Source organism: Bacillus sp. 275 (assembly GCF_001999205.1).
In the GTDB taxonomy this organism is placed as follows: domain Bacteria; phylum Bacillota; class Bacilli; order Bacillales; family Bacillaceae; genus Bacillus; species Bacillus velezensis.
In genome coordinates, this window is record NZ_CP019626.1 from 2,602,545 (window position 1) to 2,628,596 (window position 26,052).

The 26,052-nt window shown below is 49.6% G+C and carries 26 protein-coding genes; 21 read left to right on the forward strand and 5 right to left on the reverse strand.

The annotated features are described in order from the left end of the window. The first annotated feature begins 172 nt into the window (after positions 1 to 172). The 3 genes from BZ167_RS12615 (at position 173) to uvrA (ending at position 5,451) form a co-directional block, all read left to right on the forward strand. Positions 173 to 409, forward strand: a complete 237-nt coding sequence (locus tag BZ167_RS12615; RefSeq protein ID WP_003151438.1) for a CsbA family protein — start codon at positions 173 to 175, stop codon at positions 407 to 409. A gap of 175 nt (positions 410 to 584) precedes the next feature. Beyond that, a complete protein-coding gene (uvrB, locus tag BZ167_RS12620) occupies positions 585 to 2,570 on the forward strand; it encodes an excinuclease ABC subunit UvrB (RefSeq protein ID WP_003151439.1) in 1,986 nt (661 codons plus the stop codon). A gap of 7 nt (positions 2,571 to 2,577) precedes the next feature. Beyond that, positions 2,578 to 5,451: an excinuclease ABC subunit UvrA gene (uvrA, locus tag BZ167_RS12625; protein WP_015418315.1), complete on the forward strand. Its 2,874-nt coding sequence runs from the start codon at positions 2,578 to 2,580 to the stop codon at positions 5,449 to 5,451. Between the two features lie 25 nt (positions 5,452 to 5,476). On the opposite strand, the gene BZ167_RS12630 is transcribed toward uvrA, so the two are convergent. After that, positions 5,477 to 5,737, reverse strand: a complete 261-nt coding sequence (locus tag BZ167_RS12630) for a hypothetical protein (protein WP_012118557.1) — start codon at positions 5,735 to 5,737, stop codon at positions 5,477 to 5,479. Between the two features lie 197 nt (positions 5,738 to 5,934). Between BZ167_RS12630 and BZ167_RS12635 the strand changes: the two genes are divergently transcribed. The 6 genes from BZ167_RS12635 (at position 5,935) to BZ167_RS12660 (ending at position 12,638) form a co-directional block, all read left to right on the forward strand. Beyond that, complete coding sequence (locus BZ167_RS12635; protein WP_003151444.1) at positions 5,935 to 6,261, forward strand: hypothetical protein; 327 nt, start codon at positions 5,935 to 5,937, stop codon at positions 6,259 to 6,261. 24 nt (positions 6,262 to 6,285) lie between these two features. Then, complete coding sequence (locus BZ167_RS12640) at positions 6,286 to 7,383, forward strand: DUF4097 family beta strand repeat-containing protein (protein ID WP_015418314.1); 1,098 nt, start codon at positions 6,286 to 6,288, stop codon at positions 7,381 to 7,383. A 4-nt stretch (positions 7,384 to 7,387) separates the two neighbouring features. Further along, the gene (locus BZ167_RS12645) at positions 7,388 to 7,582 is read left to right on the forward strand and encodes a PspC domain-containing protein (RefSeq protein WP_003151448.1); all 195 of its coding nucleotides are present in this window, start codon (positions 7,388 to 7,390) and stop codon (positions 7,580 to 7,582) included. Continuing rightward, on the forward strand, positions 7,583 to 7,942 hold the full coding sequence (locus BZ167_RS12650) for a phage holin family protein (protein ID WP_007407446.1): 360 nt from the start codon (positions 7,583 to 7,585) through the stop codon (positions 7,940 to 7,942). Positions 7,943 to 8,035: 93 nt separating this feature from the next. Continuing rightward, positions 8,036 to 11,905, forward strand: coding sequence for a metallophosphoesterase (locus tag BZ167_RS12655; protein WP_060673996.1), 3,870 nt, complete (start codon positions 8,036 to 8,038; stop codon positions 11,903 to 11,905). 157 nt (positions 11,906 to 12,062) lie between these two features. Beyond that, positions 12,063 to 12,638, forward strand: a complete 576-nt coding sequence (locus BZ167_RS12660; protein ID WP_033575202.1) for a TetR/AcrR family transcriptional regulator — start codon at positions 12,063 to 12,065, stop codon at positions 12,636 to 12,638. A 143-nt stretch (positions 12,639 to 12,781) separates the two neighbouring features. Here the strand turns inward: BZ167_RS12660 and BZ167_RS12665 are convergent, their stop codons facing one another. From BZ167_RS12665 to nagA, 3 genes are read right to left on the reverse strand one after another with little or no spacing between them, the layout of a single operon-like run. Continuing rightward, positions 12,782 to 13,513: a GntR family transcriptional regulator gene (locus BZ167_RS12665; RefSeq protein WP_012118554.1), complete on the reverse strand. Its 732-nt coding sequence runs from the start codon at positions 13,511 to 13,513 to the stop codon at positions 12,782 to 12,784. 13 nt (positions 13,514 to 13,526) lie between these two features. Further along, positions 13,527 to 14,252 carry a glucosamine-6-phosphate deaminase gene (nagB, locus tag BZ167_RS12670; RefSeq protein WP_031378282.1) on the reverse strand — a complete coding sequence of 242 codons (726 nt, stop codon included), beginning with the start codon at positions 14,250 to 14,252 and terminating at the stop codon, positions 13,527 to 13,529. Further along, complete coding sequence (nagA, locus tag BZ167_RS12675) at positions 14,249 to 15,439, reverse strand: N-acetylglucosamine-6-phosphate deacetylase (protein WP_077392095.1); 1,191 nt, start codon at positions 15,437 to 15,439, stop codon at positions 14,249 to 14,251. The genes nagB and nagA overlap by 4 nt, the downstream gene beginning before the upstream one ends. A gap of 169 nt (positions 15,440 to 15,608) precedes the next feature. Between nagA and hprK the strand changes: the two genes are divergently transcribed. Genes hprK through BZ167_RS12695 form a run of 4 tightly spaced genes read left to right on the forward strand, consistent with a single transcriptional unit; the run spans position 15,609 to position 18,566 of the window. Further along, complete coding sequence (gene hprK, locus BZ167_RS12680) at positions 15,609 to 16,541, forward strand: HPr(Ser) kinase/phosphatase (RefSeq protein ID WP_013353746.1); 933 nt, start codon at positions 15,609 to 15,611, stop codon at positions 16,539 to 16,541. A 14-nt stretch (positions 16,542 to 16,555) separates the two neighbouring features. Further along, complete coding sequence (gene lgt / locus BZ167_RS12685) at positions 16,556 to 17,371, forward strand: prolipoprotein diacylglyceryl transferase (protein WP_031378283.1); 816 nt, start codon at positions 16,556 to 16,558, stop codon at positions 17,369 to 17,371. Between the two features lie 25 nt (positions 17,372 to 17,396). After that, positions 17,397 to 18,047, forward strand: a complete 651-nt coding sequence (ppaX, locus tag BZ167_RS12690) for a pyrophosphatase PpaX (RefSeq protein WP_031378284.1) — start codon at positions 17,397 to 17,399, stop codon at positions 18,045 to 18,047. Positions 18,048 to 18,050: 3 nt separating this feature from the next. Next, on the forward strand, positions 18,051 to 18,566 hold the full coding sequence (locus BZ167_RS12695; protein ID WP_031378285.1) for an acyltransferase: 516 nt from the start codon (positions 18,051 to 18,053) through the stop codon (positions 18,564 to 18,566). Positions 18,567 to 18,586: 20 nt separating this feature from the next. Here BZ167_RS12695 and BZ167_RS12700 read toward each other — a convergent pair whose 3' ends face one another. Beyond that, entirely contained in the window at positions 18,587 to 19,312 is a 726-nt protein-coding gene (locus BZ167_RS12700) for a C39 family peptidase (protein ID WP_039253699.1), read from the reverse strand. Between the two features lie 241 nt (positions 19,313 to 19,553). On the opposite strand from BZ167_RS12700, the gene BZ167_RS12705 reads away from it, so the two are divergent. Genes BZ167_RS12705 through hisIE form a run of 8 tightly spaced genes read left to right on the forward strand, consistent with a single transcriptional unit; the run spans position 19,554 to position 25,965 of the window. Beyond that, a complete protein-coding gene (locus BZ167_RS12705; protein WP_077392096.1) occupies positions 19,554 to 20,726 on the forward strand; it encodes an ATP phosphoribosyltransferase regulatory subunit in 1,173 nt (390 codons plus the stop codon). Next, entirely contained in the window at positions 20,719 to 21,360 is a 642-nt protein-coding gene (hisG, locus tag BZ167_RS12710) for an ATP phosphoribosyltransferase (RefSeq protein WP_012118547.1), read from the forward strand. Before BZ167_RS12705 ends, hisG begins: the two co-directional genes overlap by 8 nt. Next, positions 21,357 to 22,670 carry a histidinol dehydrogenase gene (gene hisD / locus BZ167_RS12715; protein WP_039253702.1) on the forward strand — a complete coding sequence of 438 codons (1,314 nt, stop codon included), beginning with the start codon at positions 21,357 to 21,359 and terminating at the stop codon, positions 22,668 to 22,670. Before hisG ends, hisD begins: the two co-directional genes overlap by 4 nt. Beyond that, complete coding sequence (hisB, locus tag BZ167_RS12720) at positions 22,636 to 23,220, forward strand: imidazoleglycerol-phosphate dehydratase HisB (protein ID WP_007614023.1); 585 nt, start codon at positions 22,636 to 22,638, stop codon at positions 23,218 to 23,220. Before hisD ends, hisB begins: the two co-directional genes overlap by 35 nt. Then, on the forward strand, positions 23,221 to 23,859 hold the full coding sequence (gene hisH / locus BZ167_RS12725; protein ID WP_031378290.1) for an imidazole glycerol phosphate synthase subunit HisH: 639 nt from the start codon (positions 23,221 to 23,223) through the stop codon (positions 23,857 to 23,859). After that, entirely contained in the window at positions 23,856 to 24,593 is a 738-nt protein-coding gene (gene hisA, locus BZ167_RS12730; protein ID WP_031378291.1) for a 1-(5-phosphoribosyl)-5-[(5-phosphoribosylamino)methylideneamino]imidazole-4-carboxamide isomerase, read from the forward strand. The genes hisH and hisA overlap by 4 nt, the downstream gene beginning before the upstream one ends. Beyond that, on the forward strand, positions 24,590 to 25,348 hold the full coding sequence (gene hisF / locus BZ167_RS12735; protein ID WP_077392097.1) for an imidazole glycerol phosphate synthase subunit HisF: 759 nt from the start codon (positions 24,590 to 24,592) through the stop codon (positions 25,346 to 25,348). The genes hisA and hisF overlap by 4 nt, the downstream gene beginning before the upstream one ends. Then, entirely contained in the window at positions 25,345 to 25,965 is a 621-nt protein-coding gene (hisIE, locus tag BZ167_RS12740; protein ID WP_015418300.1) for a bifunctional phosphoribosyl-AMP cyclohydrolase/phosphoribosyl-ATP diphosphatase HisIE, read from the forward strand. The genes hisF and hisIE overlap by 4 nt, the downstream gene beginning before the upstream one ends. Positions 25,966 to 26,052: the final 87 nt, after the last annotated feature.

The following is a 26,052-nucleotide window of genomic DNA, read 5'->3' on the forward strand; positions in this document are numbered from 1 at the left end:
AAGGTCATTCGGTTCATCTGGTTAATGGTTCAATGGATTTATATTCACATTTTTTTTGACAGATGATTGAAGACTGCTGAAAAAGGGTATTGTGATAGCAGGGGAACGATTGTCCGATTCTTCATTTTTTACTATAATCAGATGAGATGAAGAATTCCCGAGGAGGGTTTTTGTGATTACAAAAGCCGTTTTTGCATTATGTTTCCCTTTTATGCTGGTCGTCCTTTTTACGCGCGTCACGTTTAACCACTATGTGGCGATCGCTCTCACAGCCGCACTGCTTTTCGCATCCTATTTAAAGGGTTACACCGAAACGTATTTTATCGTTGGATTGGATGTCGTATCGCTGGTGGCCGGAGGGCTGTACATGGCCAAAAAAGAAGCAGACAAAAAGAAAGACAATGCCTGACATGGTGAATATGAAATAGAATGCCTGCTTTTACGCCATAAAAGCAGGTTTTTTATACAAAAATTGACTTGGTAAAAATAAACCATCGAACTTTAGTTCGTATTTTTAGTGATTTTGCCTGTCATTGTGTTACTATATCAATAGGAAGATTTCGTAAAGAAACGGAGGCTTTTTTGTGAAAGATCGTTTTGAGTTAGTCTCGAAATATCAGCCCCAGGGAGATCAGCCGCAAGCGATTGAGAAGCTTGTCAAAGGCATACAGGAAGGCAGAAAACACCAGACTCTCCTGGGTGCGACAGGGACGGGCAAAACCTTTACCGTGTCCAATCTGATTAAAGAAGTGAATAAACCGACACTGGTCATTGCCCATAACAAAACCCTTGCCGGACAGCTGTACAGCGAGTTTAAGGAGTTTTTCCCGAACAATGCTGTCGAATATTTTGTCAGCTATTACGATTACTATCAGCCGGAGGCATACGTGCCTCAAACGGATACTTTTATAGAGAAAGACGCAAGCATTAATGATGAAATTGATAAACTGAGACACTCCGCGACATCCTCTCTGTTTGAACGGAGAGATGTCATTATTATTGCGAGTGTGTCATGCATATACGGTCTCGGTTCGCCTGAAGAATACCGGGAAATGGTCGTGTCGCTCAGACCGGAAATGGAGATTGAGCGGAACGAGCTGCTGAGAAAGCTTGTAGATATCCAGTATGCCCGCAATGATATCGACTTTCAGCGCGGGACGTTCCGCGTGCGCGGAGACGTTGTGGAAATATTCCCGGCTTCCCGTGACGAACATTGTATCAGAGTGGAATTTTTCGGAGATGAAATTGAGCGGATCAGAGAGGTCGACGCTTTGACCGGAGAAATTCTCGGCGACCGTGACCATGTCGCGATTTTTCCGGCTTCCCACTTCGTCACCCGGGCGGAAAAGATGGAAAAAGCGATTCTGAATATTGAACAGGAGCTTGAGGAGCGCTTGAAAGTCATGCACGAAAACGGCAAGCTCCTTGAAGCGCAGCGGCTTGAGCAGCGGACGAGATATGATCTTGAAATGATGCGGGAAATGGGTTTTTGCTCAGGGATCGAGAACTATTCAAGACATTTGACACTCCGTCCGCCGGGCTCTACGCCGTATACGCTGCTTGATTATTTTCCGGACGATTTTATGATTGTCGTTGATGAATCACATGTGACGATTCCGCAGGTGCGCGGCATGTTCAACGGTGACCAGGCGAGAAAACAGGTGCTTGTCGATCACGGGTTCCGCCTGCCGTCAGCGCTTGACAACCGTCCGCTCCGATTCGAGGAATTTGAGAAACACATGCACAATATCGTGTACGTGTCGGCGACTCCGGGACCGTATGAAATTGAGCATACGCCGGAAATGATCGAGCAGATCATCAGACCGACGGGACTCCTCGATCCCCTCATTGACGTCCGTCCGATCGAAGGACAGATTGATGATCTGATCGGCGAGATTCAGGCGAGGATAGAACGGAATGAACGCGTTCTCGTGACGACTTTAACGAAAAAAATGTCAGAGGATCTGACCGATTATCTCAAGGAAATCGGCATCAAGGTCAATTATCTGCATTCCGAGATTAAGACGCTTGAACGGATTGAAATCATCCGTGACCTCCGCCTCGGAAAACATGATGTGTTAATCGGCATCAACCTGCTGAGGGAAGGGCTTGATATTCCGGAAGTGTCACTTGTCGCCATTCTCGATGCGGATAAAGAAGGCTTCCTCCGTTCTGAACGTTCGCTGATTCAGACGATCGGACGGGCGGCACGAAACGCGGAAGGCCGCGTCATCATGTATGCCGATAAAATCACAAATTCGATGGAAATCGCGATTAATGAAACGAAGCGCCGCCGGGAACAGCAGGAGCGCTTTAACGAAATTCACGGCATTACGCCGCAAACGATCAATAAGGAAATCCGCGATGTGATCCGCGCGACGCAGGCCGCTGAGGATAAAGAAGAATATAAAACAAAAGCCGCGCCTAAACTGGCGAAGATGACGAAGAAAGAACGCCAGAAAGTCGTTGAGCAAATGGAGCACGAAATGAAAGAAGCGGCCAGAGCGCTTGATTTCGAGCGGGCGGCAGAGCTTCGTGATTTACTGTTAGAGCTTAAAGCGGAAGGATGATGAACACATGGCAATTGACCGGATCGAGGTGAAAGGCGCAAGGGCGCACAATTTAAAAAACATTGATGTAACGATTCCGCGGGATCAGCTCGTCGTCGTGACGGGGCTGTCCGGATCGGGAAAATCATCCCTTGCCTTTGACACCATTTACGCGGAAGGACAGAGGCGGTATGTTGAATCGCTTTCTGCCTATGCGCGCCAATTTTTAGGGCAGATGGATAAGCCGGACGTTGATGCGATCGAAGGGCTTTCTCCGGCGATCAGCATTGATCAGAAAACGACGAGCCGCAATCCGCGGTCAACCGTCGGAACGGTAACGGAGATTTATGATTATCTCCGGCTGCTGTACGCGAGAGTCGGGAAGCCTCACTGCCCGGAGCACGGCATTGAAATTACGTCGCAAACGATTGAACAGATGGTTGACCGGATTCTTGAATATCCGGAGCGGACGAAGCTTCAAGTGCTTGCGCCGATCATTTCAGGCAGAAAAGGCGCCCATGTCAAAGTGCTTGACCAAATCAGAAAGCAAGGTTACGTAAGGGTGCGGATTGACGGAGAAATGGCCGAGCTTTCTGACGATATTGAACTTGAAAAAAACAAAAAGCATTCCATTGAAGTAGTCATTGACCGGATCGTTGTCAAGGAAGGCGTTGCCGCCCGGCTTTCCGACTCGCTGGAAACCGCGCTCCGTTTAGGGGAAGGCCGTGTCATGATAGATGTCATCGGTCAGGAGGAGCTGATGTTCAGCGAGCATCACGCTTGTCCGCTGTGCGGTTTTTCTATCGGGGAGCTTGAACCCCGGCTGTTTTCGTTTAACAGCCCGTTCGGCGCCTGTCCGACTTGCGACGGTCTCGGCTTGAAGCTGGAAGTGGATCCTGAGCTCGTCATCCCCAATCCCGAGCTGTCATTAAAGGAACACGCCATCGCGCCGTGGACGCCGATCAGTTCACAATATTATCCGCAGCTGCTTCAGGCGGTCTGCCGCCATTACGGCATTGATATGGAGACTCCGGTCAAAGACCTGCCGAAGCATCAGCTTGATAAAGTGCTGTACGGCAGCGGCAATGAACGGATTTACTTTAAATACGAGAATGATTTCGGACAAGTGCGCGAAAATGAAATTGAATTTGAAGGTGTGCTGCGCAATATTGAGAGACGGTATAAAGAGACAAGCTCCGATTATATCCGTGAACAGATGGAGCAGTACATGTCACAGAAATCGTGCCCGACGTGCAAAGGCTACCGGCTGAAGAAAGAAGCGCTTGCCGTTTTGGTCAACGGGCGTCATATCGGAACCATTACGGAGCTTTCCGTCGGCGACGCGCTTGAATTTTTCAAAAACCTGACGCTGTCTAAGAAAGATATGCAGATTGCCGATTTAATTTTAAGAGAGATTGTGGAGCGGCTCAGCTTCTTAGATAAAGTCGGTCTTGATTATCTGACGCTGAGCCGGGCGGCGGGCACGCTGTCAGGCGGAGAAGCGCAGCGCATCAGGCTTGCGACGCAGATCGGCTCCCGTTTGTCAGGCGTCCTGTATATTCTTGATGAGCCGTCCATCGGCCTTCACCAGCGTGACAATGACCGTCTGATCAGCGCGCTGAAAAACATGAGGGATCTCGGCAACACACTGATTGTCGTTGAGCATGATGAGGATACGATGATGGCTGCCGATTATTTGATAGATATCGGTCCGGGCGCCGGCATTCACGGCGGCCGCGTCATATCGGCGGGGACGCCTGAAGAAGTGATGAATGATGCGGACTCTCTGACCGGACGCTATTTGTCAGGGGTTCAATTCATCCCGATGCCTCCGGAGAGAAGAAAGCCTGACGGCCGGTTCATTGAAATCAAAGGCGCTTCAGAAAACAACCTGAAAAAAGCGAACGCCAAATTCCCGCTCGGCACTTTTACGGCGGTGACAGGTGTGTCCGGTTCCGGAAAAAGCACGCTTGTGAATGAAATTCTGCATAAGGCGCTTGCGCAAAAGCTTCATAAAGCCAAAGCGAAACCGGGAAGCCATAAAGAAATCAAAGGCCTCGACCACCTTGATAAGGTGATCGACATCGACCAGGCGCCGATCGGCCGGACACCGAGATCAAATCCGGCAACTTATACGGGCGTGTTTGATGATATCCGCGATGTATTCGCGCAGACAAATGAAGCAAAGGTGCGCGGCTATAAAAAAGGCCGGTTCAGTTTTAATGTAAAAGGCGGGCGCTGTGAGGCCTGCCGCGGCGACGGCATCATCAAAATTGAGATGCATTTCCTTCCTGACGTGTACGTCCCGTGTGAAGTGTGCCACGGCAAACGTTACAACCGGGAGACGCTTGAGGTCACATACAAAGGAAAAAGCATTTCTGACGTTCTGGATATGACGGTGGAAGATGCTCTGTCTTTCTTTGAAAATATCCCGAAAATCAAACGCAAGCTTCAAACGCTTGCCGATGTCGGACTCGGGTACGTGACGCTCGGCCAGCCGGCGACGACGCTGTCAGGCGGAGAAGCGCAGCGCGTCAAGCTTGCTTCCGAATTGCATAAGCGTTCCACAGGCCGGACGCTGTATATTTTGGACGAACCGACGACAGGCCTCCACGTTGATGATATCGCAAGGCTTTTGGTTGTGCTTCAAAGACTCGTCGATAACGGTGATACCGTTTTGGTCATTGAACACAATCTCGATATCATTAAAACGGCGGACTACATCGTCGATCTGGGACCTGAAGGCGGAGCGGGCGGCGGCACGATCGTAGCCTCCGGGACGCCTGAAGAAGTTGTGGAAGTGAAAGAATCATATACGGGCCGCTATCTGAAACCGGTAATGGAACGTGATAAAAAACGGATGAAAACATTGCTGGCTGAAAAAGAAACGGCAGCCACATAATAGATCAATAAAAACAGCCCAAAACTCACCGGTTTTGGGCTGTTGTGTTACAGGCTTTTTTCTGTTGGGGAAGCTGTTTGCTTAAATGCATTAAGTCCTGCAGAATATGGGTGCTGCTGCTGTCCAGCAGCACTTTTATATATTGGATATCATGGGAAATGGGAAGAGGGGCTGCTTTGATCTGTTCCAATTCAGCCAGCATTTCGCTGTTCATTCTTTTCTGTTCGCGAATTAAATTTCGCAGACTCTCTTCCGTTACTTGGGCGTTTTCGGGATCTTTCTCCATTTGTATGTCCTCCTTGCATACGGTCAGGCTTTGTTACATATTGTAATCGGTTCGGGGAAAAGATTCTATAGTGAAATCTCTGAAATCAAAAATTACGTATAACGAAGCATGTCCTTAGCATGAAAATGAAACCCGCCCATGCGTCATACGTATGTATAAGGAAGGGTTTTTACATTACGGCACAGGGAGTGTTTTTATTGAACCGAAATCAAGCGATTATCGCATCAATCTGTTATTTCAGCGTGTTTCTCGCGCCGCTCATTCTTCCGATTGTGGCTTACTTTGTCGTCGATGAAAAAGAGACGAAGCGGCATGCCATGCGCGCTCTGATTTCCCATATCATTCCGTTTGCGGGATTGCTGATTGTGACCGCGGGTGTTGTCGGCGGATTGATTACGGCTCAGGGGGAGAGTATGGTGCCCGTTTTTGTTATGATAACAGGAGCAGCTGTTTATTTTCTGATCCTCATCGGAATGGTCATTTGGAATATCGTGCAGGGAATTAAGGTGTTACGCCAGGTGTAAGAAAAGTCGGGGGAGGCGTTTTGTATGAAACAGGAGAAAGAACGGATTTTAAAGCTTGTGGAAGACGGCATGCTGACGGCGCAGGAAGCACTGACGCTCATTGAAAAACTGGATCATGAATATAAAGAAAAAGAAGAGCAGATCACCGCATTATCTGCAGAGGTCCAGGAACCTGCGGAAGATTTCGAAAGCGGGGCAAAAGGAAGCCAAAAGCCGTCGCTCGGGGCGAAGCTGTTCGACTGGATTGATTCTGCCGTCAAAAAAGTGAAGGAAGCGGATCTTGATCTGAATTTCGGCCACGCACACGAAGTGCAGCATATTTTTCAATTTAAAGACAGTGAATTCACGGCCATTGATATGCAGATTGCAAACGGCAGCGTCAATATCGTGCCGTGGGCGGATGAAGATATCAGAGCGGAGTGCCAGGCGAAAGTGTACCGGGCGGACAGTCAGGAGGCGGCGCGCACCGCATTTCTTCAGCACATTGAGTGTGAAGTGAAGGGCAATAAGTTTTTTGTCCGCACGGAAAAGAAAACGATGAAAACCAATGTCACGCTTTATGTTCCCCAGAAAGAGTACGATAAGATAAGAGTGAAGCTGTTTAACGGACCGATCAGAGGGGAACATTTACATGTAAAAGAATTCTCGGCGAAAACGACAAACGGCGTTCTGTCATTCTCTCATTTGACGGCTGATAAAGCGTCGGCGGAAACGGCTAACGGACAAATCAAGCTGGCCGGACATCAATGCGGCGCGATTGAAGCGGAAACGATCAACGGCTTGATTGATTTGCGCGGATCGAGTGAATCCATTGACGTTCAAAGCTTTAACGGCAATATCATGCTTACCGTGACAGCGCCGCACTGCCGCTCCATCTACACGAAAACGACGACCGGAAACGTGGAGATCGCTCTGCCTGATGATTCGGCGGTGAAAGCGGAGCTGAAAAGCAATCTCGGCTCTCTCAGCCATGAGCTGATTGATGCGGAAATTTTAAAGGAAAAGAATGATACCATTCAAAAAGAACTGATGCTGGCATCAAATCAAGGCCATGATCAGCATCTCTCGATTTTCTCAGAATCGTTAACAGGAGCCATTAAGCTCAAGCATACTCAGAGGTGATTGGATGAAAAGACTTTACCGTTCAGAAAAAAACCGTAAAATCGCCGGCGTCGTCGGCGGTTTGGCGGAGTACATCAATATGGATGCGTCGCTTTTGCGCATTATAACCGTTGTATTAGCGCTTGTCACGAGCGGAATCGTGCCGATTGTATATATTATCTGGTGTTTTGTTGTACCTTTAGAAGGAGATTTGAAATAAATGATCAAATGGGCAGTCAGCATTTTAGTAAATGCTTTATTATTAATCGTTATCGCGGGATATTTTGATTCCGTCCATATCAGCAGTATCGGAGCGGCTGTCATCGCCAGTGTGATTCTTTCTGTGTTAAATGTGCTGATCAAGCCGATCATCGTCATATTGACATTGCCCGTCACGGTTGTGACCCTCGGCCTCTTTCTGTTTGTCATCAACGCCATTACGTTAATGATGACCGCAGCCTTGATGGGAGACAGCTTTCAGATTGATGGGTTCGGCACCGCCATTTGGGCATCCGTCGTGCTGTCCGTTTTCCACTTGCTGATCCAAAAAGGCATATTGGAGCCGCTTAGAAAAAGGTAAAAAACGAGCTGTCCCGAGAGGGCAGCTTTTTTATGTGTGATTTACATAAGCGGCAGCCTCCTGACGCAACATAATGCATAGGGAGGTAATGAGATGAAACTTGTGATGACGCTCTTTTTTCTGATTGGTTTGCTTTGTGTGAGTCCTTCTGCGGATGCGGCGCGCAAAGAATCGGCAATCCCCGTGAATCAGCAGGAATTCGGACAGCCGCCTCATTACATACCGCTTCTGGAGAATCCTCCCCAAATCGAAGTAAAGGCGGAAATGAAAAGAAACCTGTTCATACAGGCTCATGTACGGAATGCTGACTATCAAGCGTTTTCGGCGTTTCTTTTTTATAAACAAAGCAATGAGCTGGGGTTTAAAATGGTGCCGATGGAGCCCGCGCCAGGCGCAATCCGGCTGTTTACGGCCCAGGTTTCAAAACGGGATATCTGGAATGGAGAATTGGAATATTACCTCGTTTTCACCAACGGCAGACAGCGGGCGGAATCGGAGAAAAAGCTGCTGAAGCTGGACGGCTATCAAGCCGATTTGAATCATATTCCCGAGCTGATGATTACGGAGCTTGCGGTTGATACGAAAAATGAAGACGGCGCTGATGCCTATGAATTTATCGAGGTGTATAACACGACGGACAGGCCCATTCATTTTAAAGACTACCATATCCGCTACCGCTATCCGAAGGAAGGGCCGGAATCAGACATGATATGGAGGCCGAAAGAAGATACCGTCATTCCGTCAGGCGGGACTTACGTGTTTTGGCTGAGGCGCGCCGCATCAGAACTGACGATAGATGATTTCAACCGCTATTACGGGACACGCCTGAAGGAGGGAAAACATCTCGCCGTCATCGAAGGGACGGACGGAATGTCCAACGGCCGCCCGCGTACGGTGGTGCTGTCGGCAAATACCGGAAAGGGTATCGCCTCAGCGCATTACCGGAAACACGCTTTCCGCCGGCTGACTTCTTTGCTGTACAAATATCCGCTGAACGGAACGGGAGAATTGCTGAAGATCTCCACGAGCGAGCATAAGCCGTCACCGGGCTCTGTTTTTCAGGCGCAGATCCCGCAGCAGAAAAGGGTGATCAAACCTGACAAGGAAAAACCGGTCATCGAAGACCTTACAGACAGAAAGCCCGTCCGGCCCGCTGAAAGCATTGAATTAAAGGCAGACATAAAAGACAAAAACCTTGTCAAAACAGCCGCGTTTTATTACCGGACCAATGAGAAAAAACCATTCAAACGAATTCTGGCCGAAAAAGACCGCAACGACAGCTTATACCATCACATTCTTTATTCCCCGGAACTGCTCGGCCAGGATCAGCTTGAGTATTATATCGCAGCCAGTGATGGAGAAAATGAAGCAAAAACGCCCGTCAAAATGATTGACATTGAACAGACGAGCAAATCACACGGACTCAGAATGAATGTTGAACCCGAAGATACGATATCCGGCACCTATCTGCTCAAAGCGACTTCCGACGTCAGCGCCGATAAGATCAAGCTGTGGATTGACGGCAAGCGGCAGGAGACCCGGCCGGCGCTGGAAAAAGAGGTCTATTTCGCCTTCGATGCCCGGAAAACGAATCTTTATTTTCAAAACACCGTCATAATGGAAAATGAGGTGCTGCACATTTTTGACGATCCGTCTCACCGCTTCAGAACGCACTCGGTTCTCCTTCCGGAACGTCTGCTGCAAAAAGGGGGCAAAAGACAGAAAGTATCCATCCGTTCGGGCTCAAAGGTTTCTCCGTATGATACGGGAGAGAATCGGGATGATTTTGTCGTGAAACATGCCCGTCTGGTGCTTTCGGATGGAACGGTGATCAAAGACGGGAAGACGGATCCGGCTGAGCAGCTGTTTATCGGTGACGGCAGGCGGGCGAATCAGCAGAAGAACTTCTCATTCAGCCTGCCGGATCATTTGTTTACGTCACGGCTGCTGCCGTGGAACACGACGAAGCTTTCTGAAGGCTATCACCATATTTTTGTTAGCGACGGTGAGGAGCAGCTGAGCCAATCTGTGCGGGTGGACAATACAGGGCCGAAGATTGTCCCGGGTATCAAAGAAGGCGCGGCGCTGAAAGGTAATGTTGAGCTGAATGCGGACATTCGTGACAAATGGAGCAAAGTGGAAGAGGTCAAAGCGTTTTTGGACGGAGAAAGCATTACGCTCCCGCATCACACGTCATCAGCCGATCTCAAGCCCGGAAAACATACCCTTACCATTATTGCGGCAGACCTTGCCGGAAATGAAACAACGTCCGTCCGCACCTTCTATATCAAACGGGAGGAGCCGAACCAGCCGGAGCTTGCCGATCAAAAAATCGGCGCCCACAAAGCAAAGCTGTCCGTCCGGGTAAAAGACCCGACGAAGGATGACATGAATGTATCATTTTATCGCGGCTTCCGTTATACCGCGCGGAATCCGGGCAGCGTGAAAGTGTATAAACACGCCTCATTAACGGAACCGCCGAGGGGCATAAAAGAAAATGAAATGCCGTTTACCCTGCCGGAAATGAACCGCATCTCGGCAAATGACGGAAAAACCGTATCGGCGGAAAGTATGGAGCGTTTTCCTTATCACCGGTTCGAAGTCTCCGTTGACCCGTCTATCGACGAAACGGATCTGGCTGAGGCGGTCTGGAAAGGAAGCTCTCTGCCCGGCCGAAAGGTAACCATGTATATTTGGAATTACCGGACAAGCCGCTGGCAGGAGGCGGACAGCGTTCTTGCCAAAGATAAAAAGCCGTTTACATTAAAAGCCGCCGTTTCCGCAGCGGATGCGGTGAAGAACTCAAAAATGAATGTCATCGTGCAGGATCAAATACCGGCGAAAGGCAATTACACGTTTATCTGGATGTCGGATACACAGTATTACGCACAAGGGCACCCGCACATTTTTGACAAAATGACGGAGTGGATCAAAGAAAATAAGGAAAAGCACAATATTAAATATGTCTTTCATACCGGTGATATCGTCGATGATTCAATGGTGATGAAACAGTGGAAAAACGCCGATCACTCCATGCGGACACTTGACAAGGCGGGAATTCCGTACGGAGTGCTTGCCGGCAATCATGACGTCGGCCATAAAGACGGCACATACCGAACCTTCGGGGATTTCTTCGGGAGCCGCCGGTTTGAACAGAACATGCATTACGGCGGATCATACAAAAATAACCGCGGGCATTATGATCTGCTGTCGGCAAGCGGGAACGATTTTATTATGATTTATATGGGCTGGGGCATTGCGGAACAAGAGATTGACTGGATCAATCAAGTGCTGAAGAGGTATCCGGACCGAACCGCCATCTTATGCTTTCATGAGTACTTGCTTGTGAGCGGAAACCGAAGCCCGATCGGGGAAACGATCTATCGAAAAGTCGTCAAGCCGAATCGCAATGTGGCGATGGTATTAAGCGGCCATTACCATAACGCCATGAAAAAAAACGATGCGCTTGACGATGACGGAGACGGAAAACCGGACCGCCTCGTCCACCAAATTCTGACCGACTACCAGGACGGTCCGGAAGGGGGGCAGGGCTTTATGCGCATGATGCAATTCGATCAGGCCGCCAATCAGGTTCACATGTTCTCCTACTCGCCGTACACGGATGACATCAATTACTATGACACCGATCTGTTCGCTGATAAAGACGAATTCTCAGCAGAAATGGATTTACAGCCGAAGAGGAAAAGGGTAGCGACCGATTATTTTGAATGCAACGTCTATACGAACGAACTGCTCGGTCATAAAAAACACGTAAAAAGCGGAAAAACCGCAAATTGGGTCTGGGACGGCCTGCAGCCTGATTCCGTTTATTACTGGTACACCGTCGTGAAGGACCCGTACAACGGCAAAACAATATCACCGTTGTGGATGTTCAAAACGGGGAATACGCCGTATCGCCCGGCTCCGGATCAGTTTGATTTCAGGCATGCCTCAAACCCATAACGAAAACATACAGCCTGCTGATCGGTCAGAAGAAAATCTGACGGTCAGCAGGTTTTTTTCTGTAACATGAATGGCGGTACTAAGTGCTTTTGACTTTTTTATGTCCCTTTTCTATACTAAAATCGATTGGTTTTCGTAATATGCAGGAGGAAACATAATGAACAGTAAAACCGGGACAAAAGAAAGAATTATTCAAACCTCTGCATATCTTTTTCAGATTCAGGGATATCATGCGACTGGTTTGAATCAAATTATAAAAGAGAGCGGAGCACCCAGAGGGTCTGTGTATCATCACTTTCCAAATGGAAAAGCAGAACTCGCCATTGCGGCGATCAAATATACGGGAAGATGCGTTGAAAAGCAAATACAGAATAGTATGTCTCAATTCGCGGACCCTATAGAAGCGATTCAGCACTTTATTCATGTAACGGCTGAACAGTTTAATGATCCGCAGAATATTGAGGGCGTGCCGGTTGGATTGCTGGCGGGTGAGACCGCTCTGATCAATGAAACGTTAAGATGCACATGTGTTGAGGTGTTCAAGAAGTGGACGGATGTGTTTGCGGCAAAATTTCTTGAGCATGGGTTTGAACAAGAGGAAGCGGAGAAGCTCGGGCTGACAATCAACTCGATGATTGAAGGCGCAATCATGTTTTCACTGGCTCATAAAAACAAAGAACCGCTGCTGCTGGTTTCAAAGCAGGTTCCGTATATTGTCCAAAACAGAGGGTAGCATTTTATTACTCTTTTCTTTATAAAAATAGATATCAGAACCACAGCCTCTCCATTTTGACAGAGTCATAGAGAACATTCACCGGCTTGATTTGAAAATGGCAGATCAAAAAACATCTCCAACCCGTAACGGTTGGAGATGTTTCATTTCACCCTGTCCATATAATGCACGAATGTGTAGCGGTCGCCTCTGTAGGCGGATTTGACGTGCTCAAAGGCAGTGCCGTCCTGCAGATAAGTGGTCCGCTTGATATAGAGGACGGGGGCGCCGGGCTGGATACCGAGCAGCTCAGCTTCTTCCTCGGAAGCGGCTCCCGGTTCAAGCTCTTGTTTTGCCCGTGAGATCGGCATCTGATTGTACGCTTCAATATGCTCATACATGGATGATTGAAAATGAGAGGCGTCCAGTTTTCCCGCTTTGTCAAACGGAATGTACGAGGCCTCAATCGCCATCGGGATATCATTTGCCAGCCGGACGCGGATGATTTTATGAAGCGTTGCCGGATAGCCGCATCCCAGGATAGAAGATAATTCTTCCGTCGCCTGAATCAGCTGGTATTCGGCAAGTCTGCTCCCCGGCTTCATGCCCCGGCTTCTCATATCTTCCGTAAAACTTGTCAGCCCTTGAAGCGGCTGTTCCATCTTCAGTTTGCTGACGAACGTTCCCCGGCCTTTCTGCCTGTATAAAAATCCTTCATTCACCAGATTGGAAAGCGCCTGGCGCACCGTCATTCGGCTGATGCCGAATTGTTCGGCGTATTCCCGCTCTGACGGAAGCAGCGCATCCGCTTTCAGCTCGCCGTTTTTGATTTGTGTTTTTAATTGTTCCATAATCTGAAAGTAAATCGGAATCGGAGATTGTTTATCAATCTGCATAGGTCAAATCCTTTCAATCGCCGCCCGCAGCCTTTTCATCAATCAAGACCGTCACATCCGGATGCGCGTGCAGGGCGGAGGCGGGGAATGCTTCGCTGATGCGCCCGTCCAGAAGCTGCTTCACCGCTTGGGCCTTGCTTTTTCCGGATGCCATGATCAAAATCCGTTTGCCGGACAAAATCGTCCCGATCCCCATTGTCAGGGCTTTTACAGGGACTTGATCAATTGACGGAAAGTACCGCGCATTCGCCTGTCTTGTCTCTTCATTCAGCTCAACGACATGGGTTCGGGATTCAAATGGCGTCCCGGGTTCATTAAAGCCGATATGGCCGTTGTGTCCGATGCCTAAAAGCTGTATATCCGCTCCGCCGAGTGTTTGAATCAATCGGTCATAGCGTCCGCATTCGGCATCGAGATCGTCTGCCCGTCCGTCAGGGAGAAAGTGGCGGTCCTTTCGGCTGTCGATATGTGCAAAAAAATGTGTATTCATATAATAATGATAGCTGTTTTTGTCCTCGGGAGAAAGCCCGGCGTATTCATCAAGGTTGATTGTCGTGACATCCCCGAATGACAAGCCCTCTGAGCGGTGCATCCGCACAAGTTCTTTGTATACGCCTTCAGGAGTGCCTCCCGTCGCAAGGCCGAGAACGGCATCCGGCTTTTGTTTCACTGTTTCAGCGATAATCGCTGCGGCTTTTTCACTTAATTCTTCATAATGTCTGCATGTGATAACGTTCATATCCAATCAGCCTCCCTTGAGATATATGCGGTGTTTCCGCGGCAAATCGTGGCCAGCACGCCGCACTGTCCGTCCGTCAGAACAACGTCGGCGTCTTTTCCTTCGGCGATGCTTCCTTTACGGTCGAATATGCCGAGGCGGCGGGCCGCATTTGCCGATGTCATATTTGCTATATCCGGCCATGAGCAGTTTGTAAACCTGCGCATGAGCGCTGCGCCTTCATTCATTTTTAAAATGGAACCGGCCAGCGTCCCGTCAGAGAGAAGCGCTTTGTCTCCGCAAACGGTGACTCTTTGTCCGCCGAATTCGTATTCTCCGTCCTTAAGCCCTTTTGCCCGCATGGAGTCTGTAATCATGATCAGGTTTTTGCTTCCTTTCGCCAAATAGGCAAGCTTAACGGCCAAAGGATGGGAATGAATGCCGTCAGTGATCAGCTCCGCCGTGATGCGGCCGCAGGCGAGAGCCGTACCGATGCCCCCCGGCTCACGGTGATGAAAGGAGCTCATGGCGTTGAAGAGGTGTGTCATATGCACCGCCCCGGCATCCGCCGCTTTTTCTAAAAGCTCGGCTCCCGCGTCTGTGTGTCCCATTGACGGGATGATGTTCCGGTCTTTTAAATAACGGATCAGGCTGAAATCAGGATCTTCTTCCGGTGCAAGCGTCACGATTTTAATCAGACCTCCGGAGAGCCGCTCCCATTTCTGAAAGAGCCCGGCATCAGCCGGCGTAATCCATTGTTTCGGCTGTGCTCCCGCTTTTTTCGGAGAGACAAACGGTCCTTCTAAATGAATGCCGATCAACTCAGCGCCTTTTTGGGCCTGCGGTGAGGAAGACGCCCATTTTTTGGCGTTGACGAGTGCTTTTTCAACGTTTTCGTGCTGTTGTGTGATCGTTGTCGCTAAAAAAGAGGTTGTTCCTTCTTCGGGCAGCCGGGCGGACATTGTATCAAGAGCTGCAATATCAGCATCCATCGTATCCGCGCCGTATCCGCCGTGAATATGAATATCAATCATTCCGGGAAGCGCATACGAGCCCGCGGGCGCCTTCCATTCCTTCTCATACGTTTCTTGCGGTCTTGTTTTCCCCGCGTAAGAAATGATGCCGTCCTTTATACCGAGAAAACCGTTTCGGATGATTTCCTCTTCTGTTACGATGTCCGCACCGCTGATTAACAAGCTTTCAGCCACTTTAAAACACGCCTTTCTGGTTAGTTGTTAGTTTTATTTTACTCTTTTTCAGACTAGTTATCTAGACCAGTTATGCCGGAATTGTATAAATCTGTTTTGGTTCAGACGGTAAAGTGATAAAATATAACTGTTCAAAGCTCGGAACATCCCAGAACAGGAGGAACATATCTTGGCAAAGGTTCGGACCAAAGACGTAATGGAGCAGTTCCATTTAGAATTGATCAGCGGAGAAGAAGGGATTAACCGCCCGATTACGATGAGTGATTTATCACGGCCCGGTATTGAAATCGCCGGTTATTTTACATATTACCCGAGAGAACGGGTGCAGCTTTTAGGAAAAACGGAGCTGTCATTTTTCGATCAGCTTCCTGAGGAGGATAAAAAACAGCGGATGGAATCGCTGTGCACCGATGTGACGCCGGCTATCATACTTTCCAGAGATATGCCGATCCCGCCGGAGCTTGTAGAAGCATCCGAGAAAAACGGCGTGCCTGTGCTCAGATCCCCTCTGAAAACAACCAGACTGTCAAGCCGGCTGACGAATTTTCTTGAGAGCCGTCTCGCGCCGACAACCGCCATTCACGGCGTGCTTGTGGATATATACGGCGTCGGTGTGCTCATAACGGGAAAAAGCGGCGTCGGTAAAAGTGAAACGGCCCTGGAGCTCGTCAAACGCGGCCATCGTCTTGTCGCGGATGACTGCGTCGAAATCCGGCAGGAGGATCAGGATACGCTCGTCGGGAATGCGCCTGATCTGATTGAGCATCTGCTTGAAATCAGGGGTCTCGGCATTATAAATGTCATGACGCTGTTCGGAGCGGGCGCCGTCAGAAGCAATAAAAGAATTACAATCGTCATGGACCTTGAGCTTTGGGAGCAAGGGAAGCAATACGACCGTCTCGGACTTGAAGAAGAAAAAATGAAAATCATTGATACGGAAATTACAAAACTGACCATTCCAGTCCGCCCTGGGCGAAATCTCGCCGTTATTATCGAAGTTGCGGCGATGAACTTCAGATTGAAGCGGATGGGCTTAAATGCTGCCGAGCAATTTACGAATAAACTGGCGGATGTCATTGAGGACGGCGAACAAGACGAATAGGAGTTGGCAATAATATGAACGAAGCAGGAACACCAATCAATCCGATTGCCTTGCAGCTCGGGCCATTATCCGTGCACTGGTACGGAATCATTATCGGCGCGGGCGCGTTATTAGGGCTTTGGATGGCCATGAGGGAGAGTGAAAAGCGGGGGCTGAAAAAGGACATTTTTATTGATCTTGTTCTTTTCGCCATCCCGATCGCAATCATTTGCGCACGGGCATACTATGTGCTTTTCGAGTGGAGCTATTACTCGGAACACCCCGGGGTAATCATTAAAACCTGGAAAGGCGGCATCGCGATTCACGGCGGATTGATCGGCGCGATCGCAACGGGAATCGTCTTTTCAAAAGTAAGAGGGATCTCATTCTGGAAGCTGGCGGATATTGCCGCGCCGAGTATTCTGCTCGGCCAGGCCATCGGGCGCTGGGGGAACTTTATCAACCAGGAGGCTCACGGTGAAGCGGTCAGCCGGTCATTTTTGGAAAGTCTGCATCTTCCGGATTTCATCATTAATCAGATGTACATAGACGGACAATATTATCACCCGACGTTTTTGTATGAATCGCTGTGGAGTTTTGCGGGCGTCTTGATTCTGCTTCTGCTCCGCCGCGTGAACCTGCGCAGGGGCAATCTGTTTTTGACGTATGTGATCTGGTATTCGATCGGCAGATACTTTATTGAGGGAATGCGGACGGACAGCCTGATGCTTACGAGCCAGCTTCGGATTGCGCAGGTCATTTCCATTGTGCTGATTGTACTTGCGATTATTTTAATGATTTTCAGACGCATGAAGGGGTATGCCGATAAGCGGTATGCCGACACGGACTGACGCCTGAAATCGGAAAGGACATAAGATGACTGATAAACGTGTAACCGCCATTTTATTCGATCTCGACGGCACGCTGATTGACACGAATGAACTGATTATCGCTTCTTACCTTCATACGCTTGATCATTATTGCCCGGGGCAGTTCAAAAGGGAAGATGTGCTTCCGTTTATCGGCCCGCCTCTGTATGAAACGTTTTCAGGCATTAATGCTGAAAAGTGCAATGAGATGATCAGCATGTACAGAGCATTCAACCATGAAAAGCACGATGAGCTCGTCACGGAGTACGAAACGGTTTATGAAACGCTGGATGAATTGAAAAAAGCGGGCTATCAGCTCGGGATTGTCACCACGAAGCTGAGGGATACAGTCAATATGGGATTGAAGCTGACAGGCATCGGGCGGTTTTTTGATACTGTCGTCACGCTTGATGATGTAAAGCATCCGAAGCCTGACCCCGAGCCTGTGCGGCTTGCTCTCAGCCGGCTTGGGTGCGATCCGTCGGAAGCCATAATGATCGGTGACAATTATCACGATGTCATGGCGGGAAAAAACGCCGGCACGAAAACAGCCGGCGTCGCGTGGACGATTAAAAGCGCACAGACGCTTTCCGCCTATGAACCCGATTATATGCTCGAGAAAATGAGTGATTTATTGCACATCACCGGGGTGAAGTAACCCGTGAGAAAAACAGACCGCCATCCGGTTTCAGGTGCAAATTCATTGTGGCATGTTTATCAGACGGTCCCCTTTCTGAAGGTGATGAAAAATTTCATCATCATTCAGATCGCAAGGTATACGCCGTTTCTAAGCGTGAAGAACTGGCTGTACCGAACCTTTTTGAAAATGAATGTCGGAAAACAGACCTCATTCGCGCTGATGGTGATGCCGGATATTATGTTTCCCGAAAAAATCACTGTCGGAAAAAACAGTATCATCGGCTACAATACGACGATTTTGGCTCATGAATATTTAATACATGAGTACCGGACCGGTGATGTCACAATCGGTGACGAGGTGATGATCGGGGCAAACACAACCATTCTGCCCGGCGTCACCATCGGGAGCGGAGCCGTTGTATCAGCCGGCACGCTGGTGCATAAAGATGTCCCGGCCGGGGCGTTTGTCGGAGGAAATCCGATGCAGGTGATCTATACGGACGAAGAAATGAAAGAACGAATGGGAAAACCCCGCTGATTAACGTCAGCGGGGTTTTTTTATGACTTGATCACAATGGCCTGGCTGCCCATCTGCTTCCAGGCTTTTTCAAAGTCAGATCGGTTTGTTTTTCTGTTTTTATAGCCATAAGGATCATTAACGTATACATAATCGTGATCATAACCGGTAACGGCTACGCTATGCATGCTGAACGTAATGTCGATTTTTCCGTTCGGCGTATTCCAAGTCTGCATATTATCAACCGGCTTAAAGGATGTGGTGGTAATCACCCAGACCGGCCGCCCTTTTTCAAGCTGGCGGTACACTGAAGAAATGTCTTTTCCCGTCAGGTCGTATACTTTGTTTCCCGCATATTCTTTGGCAAGTTTATCAATCGGCTCATGATAAACGCCTAAACCCGGGCCGTTTTCCATATCTCCGGCAAATCCTTCATTCGGATCTCCCTTCAGCCCGCTGCTGTATGTGAGCGGAACTTTATTGATTTTATCCGCCAATGTATTTTTTGACACATGATATCCGGCATTGTTCAAAATCATGGCAAGGCTTGTCACCTCACAGCCATTGTACAGTCTGGGAGAATCCATCTGTCTGTACAGAACGACATTCAGCGGTGACGCGCTCCCTTTTAACGGTGTTTTCTCATCAGGCTCGTCGGACTGCTGATTGAAAAAATTAAAATGAATATCGTTTGTATAGATGTTATATCCCAGATAGACAAGGACGGCTGTCAGAATCAGCACACATAATGTTCCAAGCGTCTTCATTATCAATTCTTCTCCCTTGTTTCTGTTGAAGCTATTCTATGTATTATAGCACTTCTGCTCAATATGATTCGATCGTTCCGATATGTTTACAGGTTTGTTCATTCTTTAGCCATGTTTATGGAAAAGAGTAGGCGGACATTGGGCGTTGCAATTCATTCTTTTATCTGCTAACATATTATCATATTAGCGAACTAAAGGATTCGGAATTTTCCTTCAGACAAAGCGGAGGTGTAAAAGGCAAATGTTTATGTTTGAGAAACCGCATGGCATGAGAGATACGCTGCCCGGTTTATACGAAGTAAAGAAAAAAGTCCGTTCCACACTGACGGATTTAATTGATAAATGGGGTTATCAGTTTATGGAGACGCCGACCCTTGAATTTTATGAAACAGTAGGCGTCCAGTCAGCCATTGAAGAACAGCAGCTGTTTAAGCTTCTCGATCAGGACGGAAAAACGCTTGTGCTTCGGCCTGACATGACCGGACCGATTGCCAGGGTGGCGGCGTCTAAGCTGCACAAACACAATCATCCGCTCAGAGCGGGGTACGCGGCAAGCGTCTATCGCGCTCAGGAGCGGGAAGGCGGACGTCCGGCAGAATTCGAACAGGTAGGCGCGGAGCTGATCGGCGACGGATCAACAAGCGCGGACGCCGAGGTGATTGCGCTGGCGGCCGGCGCTTTGAAAAACGCGGGATTGCACCGGTTTAAAATCGCGATCGGCCATGCCGGACTCGCTGATGAGCTGTTTGTCGAGGTTCTGGGCAATGCTGAGCGGGCGGATGTTCTGCGGCGCTTTCTCTTTGAGAAGAATTACGTGGGATACAGGGAACATGTCAAATCGCTTCCGCTTTCTTCAATAGACAAAAGCCGGCTGCTCGCACTTCTGGAATTGCGAGGCGGGAAAGAGATCTGCGCCAAGGCGGAGGAGATCATCGGCATCTCCGGACAAAGCTTGATTCAGGAGCTGGAAGACCTGTGGGACATTCTTGAGGATTACGGATGTGCCGAGCATATTCGCCTTGATCTGAATATGGTAAGCCATATGAGTTATTACACGGGAATTTTATTCGAAGTGTATGCGGCAAATGTCGGTTTTGTCATCGGAAGCGGCGGACGCTATAACAATCTTCTCGGCCATTTCGGCAGTCCCGCTCCCGCCACGGGTTTCGGGCTCCGTATCGACAGGCTGATTGAAGCGCTCGGCATCCAGGAAGAAACTAGTGAAGCGGACGCCGTGATTTTCAGCAAGGAGCAGCGGGCGCAGGCCATTTTATTCGCGGAGGAAGAAAGGGCGAGAGGCAGAAAAGTCGTCCTGCAGGATCTGGCGGGCATTGAAAATATCGATCATATGACAAAATCATTTGCAAACGTCACATACTTTATCGGTGCCAGAAAGGAAGAGCAGAATGGGTAAGGTACTCACAATGGCAATGCCAAAAGGACGGATATTCGAAGAAGCGGCCGGGTTGCTGCGGCAGGCCGGGTACAGGCTGCCCGAGGAGTTTGAAGAATCGAGAAAGCTGATCATTGACGTTCCTGAAGAAAATCTCCGCTTTATTCTGGCAAAGCCGATGGATGTGACGACTTATGTCGAGCATGGCGTCGCTGATGCCGGTATTGCCGGAAAGGATGTCATGCTTGAGGAAGAGCGTGACGTGTATGAGGTGCTCGATCTGAAAATCAGCAAATGCCATCTCGCCGTTGCGGGGCTTCCCGGAGCGGATTGGAACGGAGTCGCCCCGAGGATTGCGACGAAATATCCGAATGTTGCGTCAAGTTATTTCAGAGAGCAGGGCGAGCAGGTGGAAATCATTAAGCTGAACGGTTCGATTGAATTGGCGCCTTTAATCGGGCTTGCTGACAGAATCGTAGATATCGTATCAACCGGGCGGACATTAAAAGAAAACGGTCTCGTTGAATCAGAACATATTTGTGACATCACATCGCGTTTTATCGTCAATCCGGTCAGCTACCGCATGAAGGATGATGTAATCGACGAAATGGCGGCCAGGCTGGCCAGGGTTGTGGAAGGAGAAACGGCACAATGAAAATAACCGCAGTAAAAAGAAGCGAGCGGTTTTCACTGAAGCGTTCCATCGACAGCGGAACCGAAGAGCAGCGGAAAACCGTCAGGGAGATTATTGAAGACGTCAGACAAAACGGTGACAAAGCCGTTTTGGCCTATACAAAAACATTTGACGGCATCAGCCTGAACCAAATGGCCGTGAGTGCAGAGGAAGTCACCGAGGCGTACCGTCTGCTTGATGATCAGCTGTTGGAAGTGATCAGACAGGCGATTGCCAATATTAAAGAATATCACGAACGCCAGCTGCAATCCTCGTGGTTTTACCATCGCAAAGACGGCTCGATGCTCGGGCAGAAAATAACGGCGCTCGATTCCGCGGGCGTATACGTGCCGGGCGGGACGGCCGCTTATCCGTCTTCCGTTTTAATGAATGTCATCCCCGCTCTCGCTGCGGGAGTGGAACGGATCGTTCTCGTCAGTCCTCCGGGAAAAGACGGCCGCCTTTCGCCGGGCGTTCTGGCGGCGGCGTCTGAGCTCGGCATAAAGGAAATTTACAAAGCGGGAGGCGCGCAGGCGATTGCCGCGCTCGCTTACGGAACCGAAACGATACAGCCTGTTGATAAGATCACGGGCCCCGGCAATATATTTGTAGCACTCGCGAAGCGCGAAGTCTTCGGCGTTGTGGATATTGACATGATTGCCGGGCCCAGTGAAATCGTGGTCCTGGCAGACGATACGGCGGTGCCCAAAGAAGTAGCTGCTGACCTGCTTTCACAGGCAGAACACGATACGCTCAGCTCAAGCGTGCTTGTCACCGACTCACGGAAGCTTGCCGAAGCCGTATCAGATGAGGTGAATAAACAGCTTCAGACGCTGCCGCGCAAAGAAATCGCCGAAGCGTCGATCAGGGATCACGGCCGCATTTACATTACGGAATCGATGGAAGATGCAGTGGACACGGTGAATGCGCTGGCGCCCGAGCATTTAGAAATCATGACGCATTCGCCGGAGGCTTTGCTTGGAAGCATCAGACACGCGGGGGCGATTTTCTTAGGGCGATACAGCGCTGAACCGGTCGGCGATTATTTTGCCGGACCGAATCACGTTTTGCCGACAAACGGAACGGCGCGGTTTTCAAGCCCGTTGAATGTAACAGATTTTCAAAAGAAATCGAGCATCATCTCATACAGCCGGAAGGCATTTGAAACGCACGCGGACAGCATTTCCGCCTTCGCGAGACTGGAAGGGCTTGAAGCGCACGCAAGATCGATTGAAGCGAGAAACGGAGGAATGACCGATGAGAAAAGCGGAACGCGCCAGAACAACAAATGAGACCGATATTAAGCTGGCTTTCGAAATAGACGGAGAAGGAAAAGCCGACATCAGCACGGATGTGCCGTTTATGACTCATATGCTTGATTTGTTCACAAAGCACGGGCAATTCAATTTAACTGTTGACGCAAAAGGCGATACGGAGATAGATGATCACCATACGACTGAAGATATCGGCATCTGTTTAGGGCAGGCTTTTTTGGAGGCGCTCGGTGATAAAAAAGGGATCAAACGGTACGGATCAGCGCTAGTACCGATGGACGAAGCTCTCGCCCAAGTCGCCGTAGACCTGAGCAACCGGCCGCACCTTGAGATGCGCGCTGCATTTCCGCAAGCGAAAGTCGGAACGTTTGATACCGAGCTGGTACATGAATTCTTATGGAAACTGGCGCTCGAAGCGAGAATGAATCTGCACGTCATCGTTCATTACGGCACGAATACGCATCATATGATAGAAGCCGTGTTTAAGGCGCTTGGCAGAGCGCTGGACGAAGCGTCATCCATTGATCCGCGCGTCAAGGGCGTGCCGTCTACGAAAGGAATGCTGTAAATGATCGGTGTAATTGATTACGGTATGGGCAATTTATTCAGCGTGTCGAAGGCGCTGGAACGCGTCGGCGTCCCGTATGTCGTATCAGACCGGCCGGAAGAGCTTGAAAAAGCGGATGCTTTTATTCTCCCCGGTGTCGGATCATTCAGTGACGCCATGGACAATTTACGCAGCGCGAAGCTTGATCAATTCATACACCGTATGGTTGACAAGGGGAAGCTGCTCCTCGGCATCTGCCTCGGTATGCAGCTCATTTTCGAAGAAAGCACCGAAAACGGCTCTGCAAAAGGACTCGGTTTATTAGCCGGAAAAGCTGTGAGACTCAAAGACAGAGATGCCGAAGGAAACAAGCTGAAGGTGCCGCATATGGGCTGGAACCGGCTGACGTTTCACCAAACGTCTCCTTTGCTTTCGGAAGCGGAAGAAGGCTTCGTTTACTTTGTCCATTCCTATTATATAGACGGGATGGAAGACGGCGATCTTCTGGCAAGCGCTGAGTACGGCGTTCGTGTTCCGGCGGTCGTCGGGAAACGCAATGTCTTCGGTGCACAGTTTCACCCGGAAAAAAGCGGTACGGCCGGAATGGCGATCTTAACGCAATTTACAAAAATGGCAGCGGAACAGAAGGTGAAGAAATGAACGCTTTTACATTATATCCGGCAATCGATATGAGAAACGGCAAATGCGTCCGCCTCATCCAAGGCGATTACGGCAAGGAAACGATATACGGTGACTCTCCTTTAGACATGGCGGCGCAATTTGCAAACGAAGGTGCCGAATGGATTCATCTCGTGGACCTTGACGGCGCGAAAGCAGGCAGGAAAGTAAACGACAGGCATGTTCTTGACATTGCGCGGCAGCTTGATGTCAAAGTCGAGATCGGCGGCGGGATCCGTTCTGAAGCGGATGTGTACGGTTATTTATCACAAGGTGTTGATCGCGTTATTCTCGGCAGCTCGGCCGTTTCCGATCCGGCATTTGTGAAGAGCATGCTGAAACAATACGGCGGCAAAATCGCGATCGGTCTTGATGCAAGGAACGGATATGTCTCGACGGAAGGCTGGCTGGAAACATCCTCGGTAAGGGCGGCCGATCTGGGCCGTGAATTGGCGGCCGAAGGAGCGGAAACCTTCATTTTCACGGATATTGCAACTGACGGCATGCTGTCAGGACCGAACATCGAAAGCACCGTTCAGCTCGCAAAAGCAACGGGAAAAACCGTCATCGCTTCAGGCGGAGTCAGCTCAGTCGCCGACCTCACAGCACTGGCCCGCTTCAAAGACGCCGGCGTATCGGGAGCGATTATCGGAAAAGCGCTGTATACAAAACAATTTACATTAGCCGAAGCGCTCAGCGGGGTGAAGGACGCATGATCACGAAACGAATCATTCCGTGTCTCGATGTGAAAGAAGGCCGCGTCGTCAAAGGCATTCAATTTCTCGGGCTGAAAGATGCGGGCGATCCTGTCGAGCTGGCCGAAGCTTACGACAGGGAGGGCGCTGACGAACTTGTTTTTCTCGACATTTCCGCCTCTCACGAAGGATGCAAGACGATGACAGACGTCGTAGAACAAGTTGCGGCAAAACTGGCGATTCCGTTTACGGTCGGCGGCGGAATCAATCAATTAAGCGATATGAAACGGATGCTTCGCGCCGGCGCTGATAAAGTATCTGTTAATACAGCGGCCGTCCTCCGCCCCGAGCTGATTACGGAAGGAGCAGATTTTTTCGGCTCGCAATGCATCGTAGCGGCGATTGACGCAAAGTATGATGAAGATTCGGATTGCTATAAAGTGTACACACACGGCGGCAGACAGAAAACCGAGTGGGAAGTCACGGCCTGGGCAAAAGAAGCCGTCAGCCGGGGAGCGGGTGAAATCCTGCTGACAAGCATGGACGCAGATGGTGAGAAAACAGGCTTTAATCATACGCTCACACAGCTTGTCACACGTGCCGTCCCGGTGCCCGTCATTGCGTCAGGGGGAGCCGGCAGCGCGCGCCATATGCTTGAAGCCTTCACGATCGGTGAAGCGGACGCCGCGCTTGCAGCTTCCATTTTCCATTACAAAGAGACATCTATAAAAGAAGTGAAAGATTATATGAAGAAACACGGGGTGAATGTGAGATGAAACGGGCAGATGAACTGCGGTTTGACGAGGCCGGACTGATTCCCGCCATCGTGCAGGATGCGGCAAGCAAAGAAGTACTGACACTGGCTTATATGAATCGTGAATCCTACGAAAAAACGATAGAAACGAAAGAAACCTGGTTTTACAGCCGTTCACGCGGGGAGCTGTGGCATAAAGGAGCGACGTCGGGGAATACCCAAAAGGTGAAAGCCATCCGCTATGATTGCGATCAAGATGCTCTTGTCGTGCTTGCGGAGCCTTCAGGACCCGCATGCCATAAGGGAAGCTACAGCTGCTTTTCTTCGGAAAAAGCGGACGCGCAGGATCGTTTCGGCATCTTAAATGAACTGGAAAGCGTAATCGCCAAACGGCAGGCGGAGATGCCTGACGGAGCCTACACAACGTATCTGTTTCGGGAAGGCGTCGATAAAATCCTCAAAAAAGTCGGCGAAGAAGCCGCAGAGGTTATTATCGCCGCGAAAAACCGCGACCATGAAGAATTAAAATGGGAAGCGGCGGATTTGCTGTATCATTTGCTCGTTCTTCTGCGTGAGCAGTCGCTTCCTTTGGACGACGTGCTTGACGTCCTTGCGAAACGCCATTCAGCATCTGAGTAAAACAAACCTCACGGAGAGATCCGTGAGGTTTTTAATCTGTCAAACTTAAACATTCAATTAAATATTCCTTATTTCCGCAACCGGAGG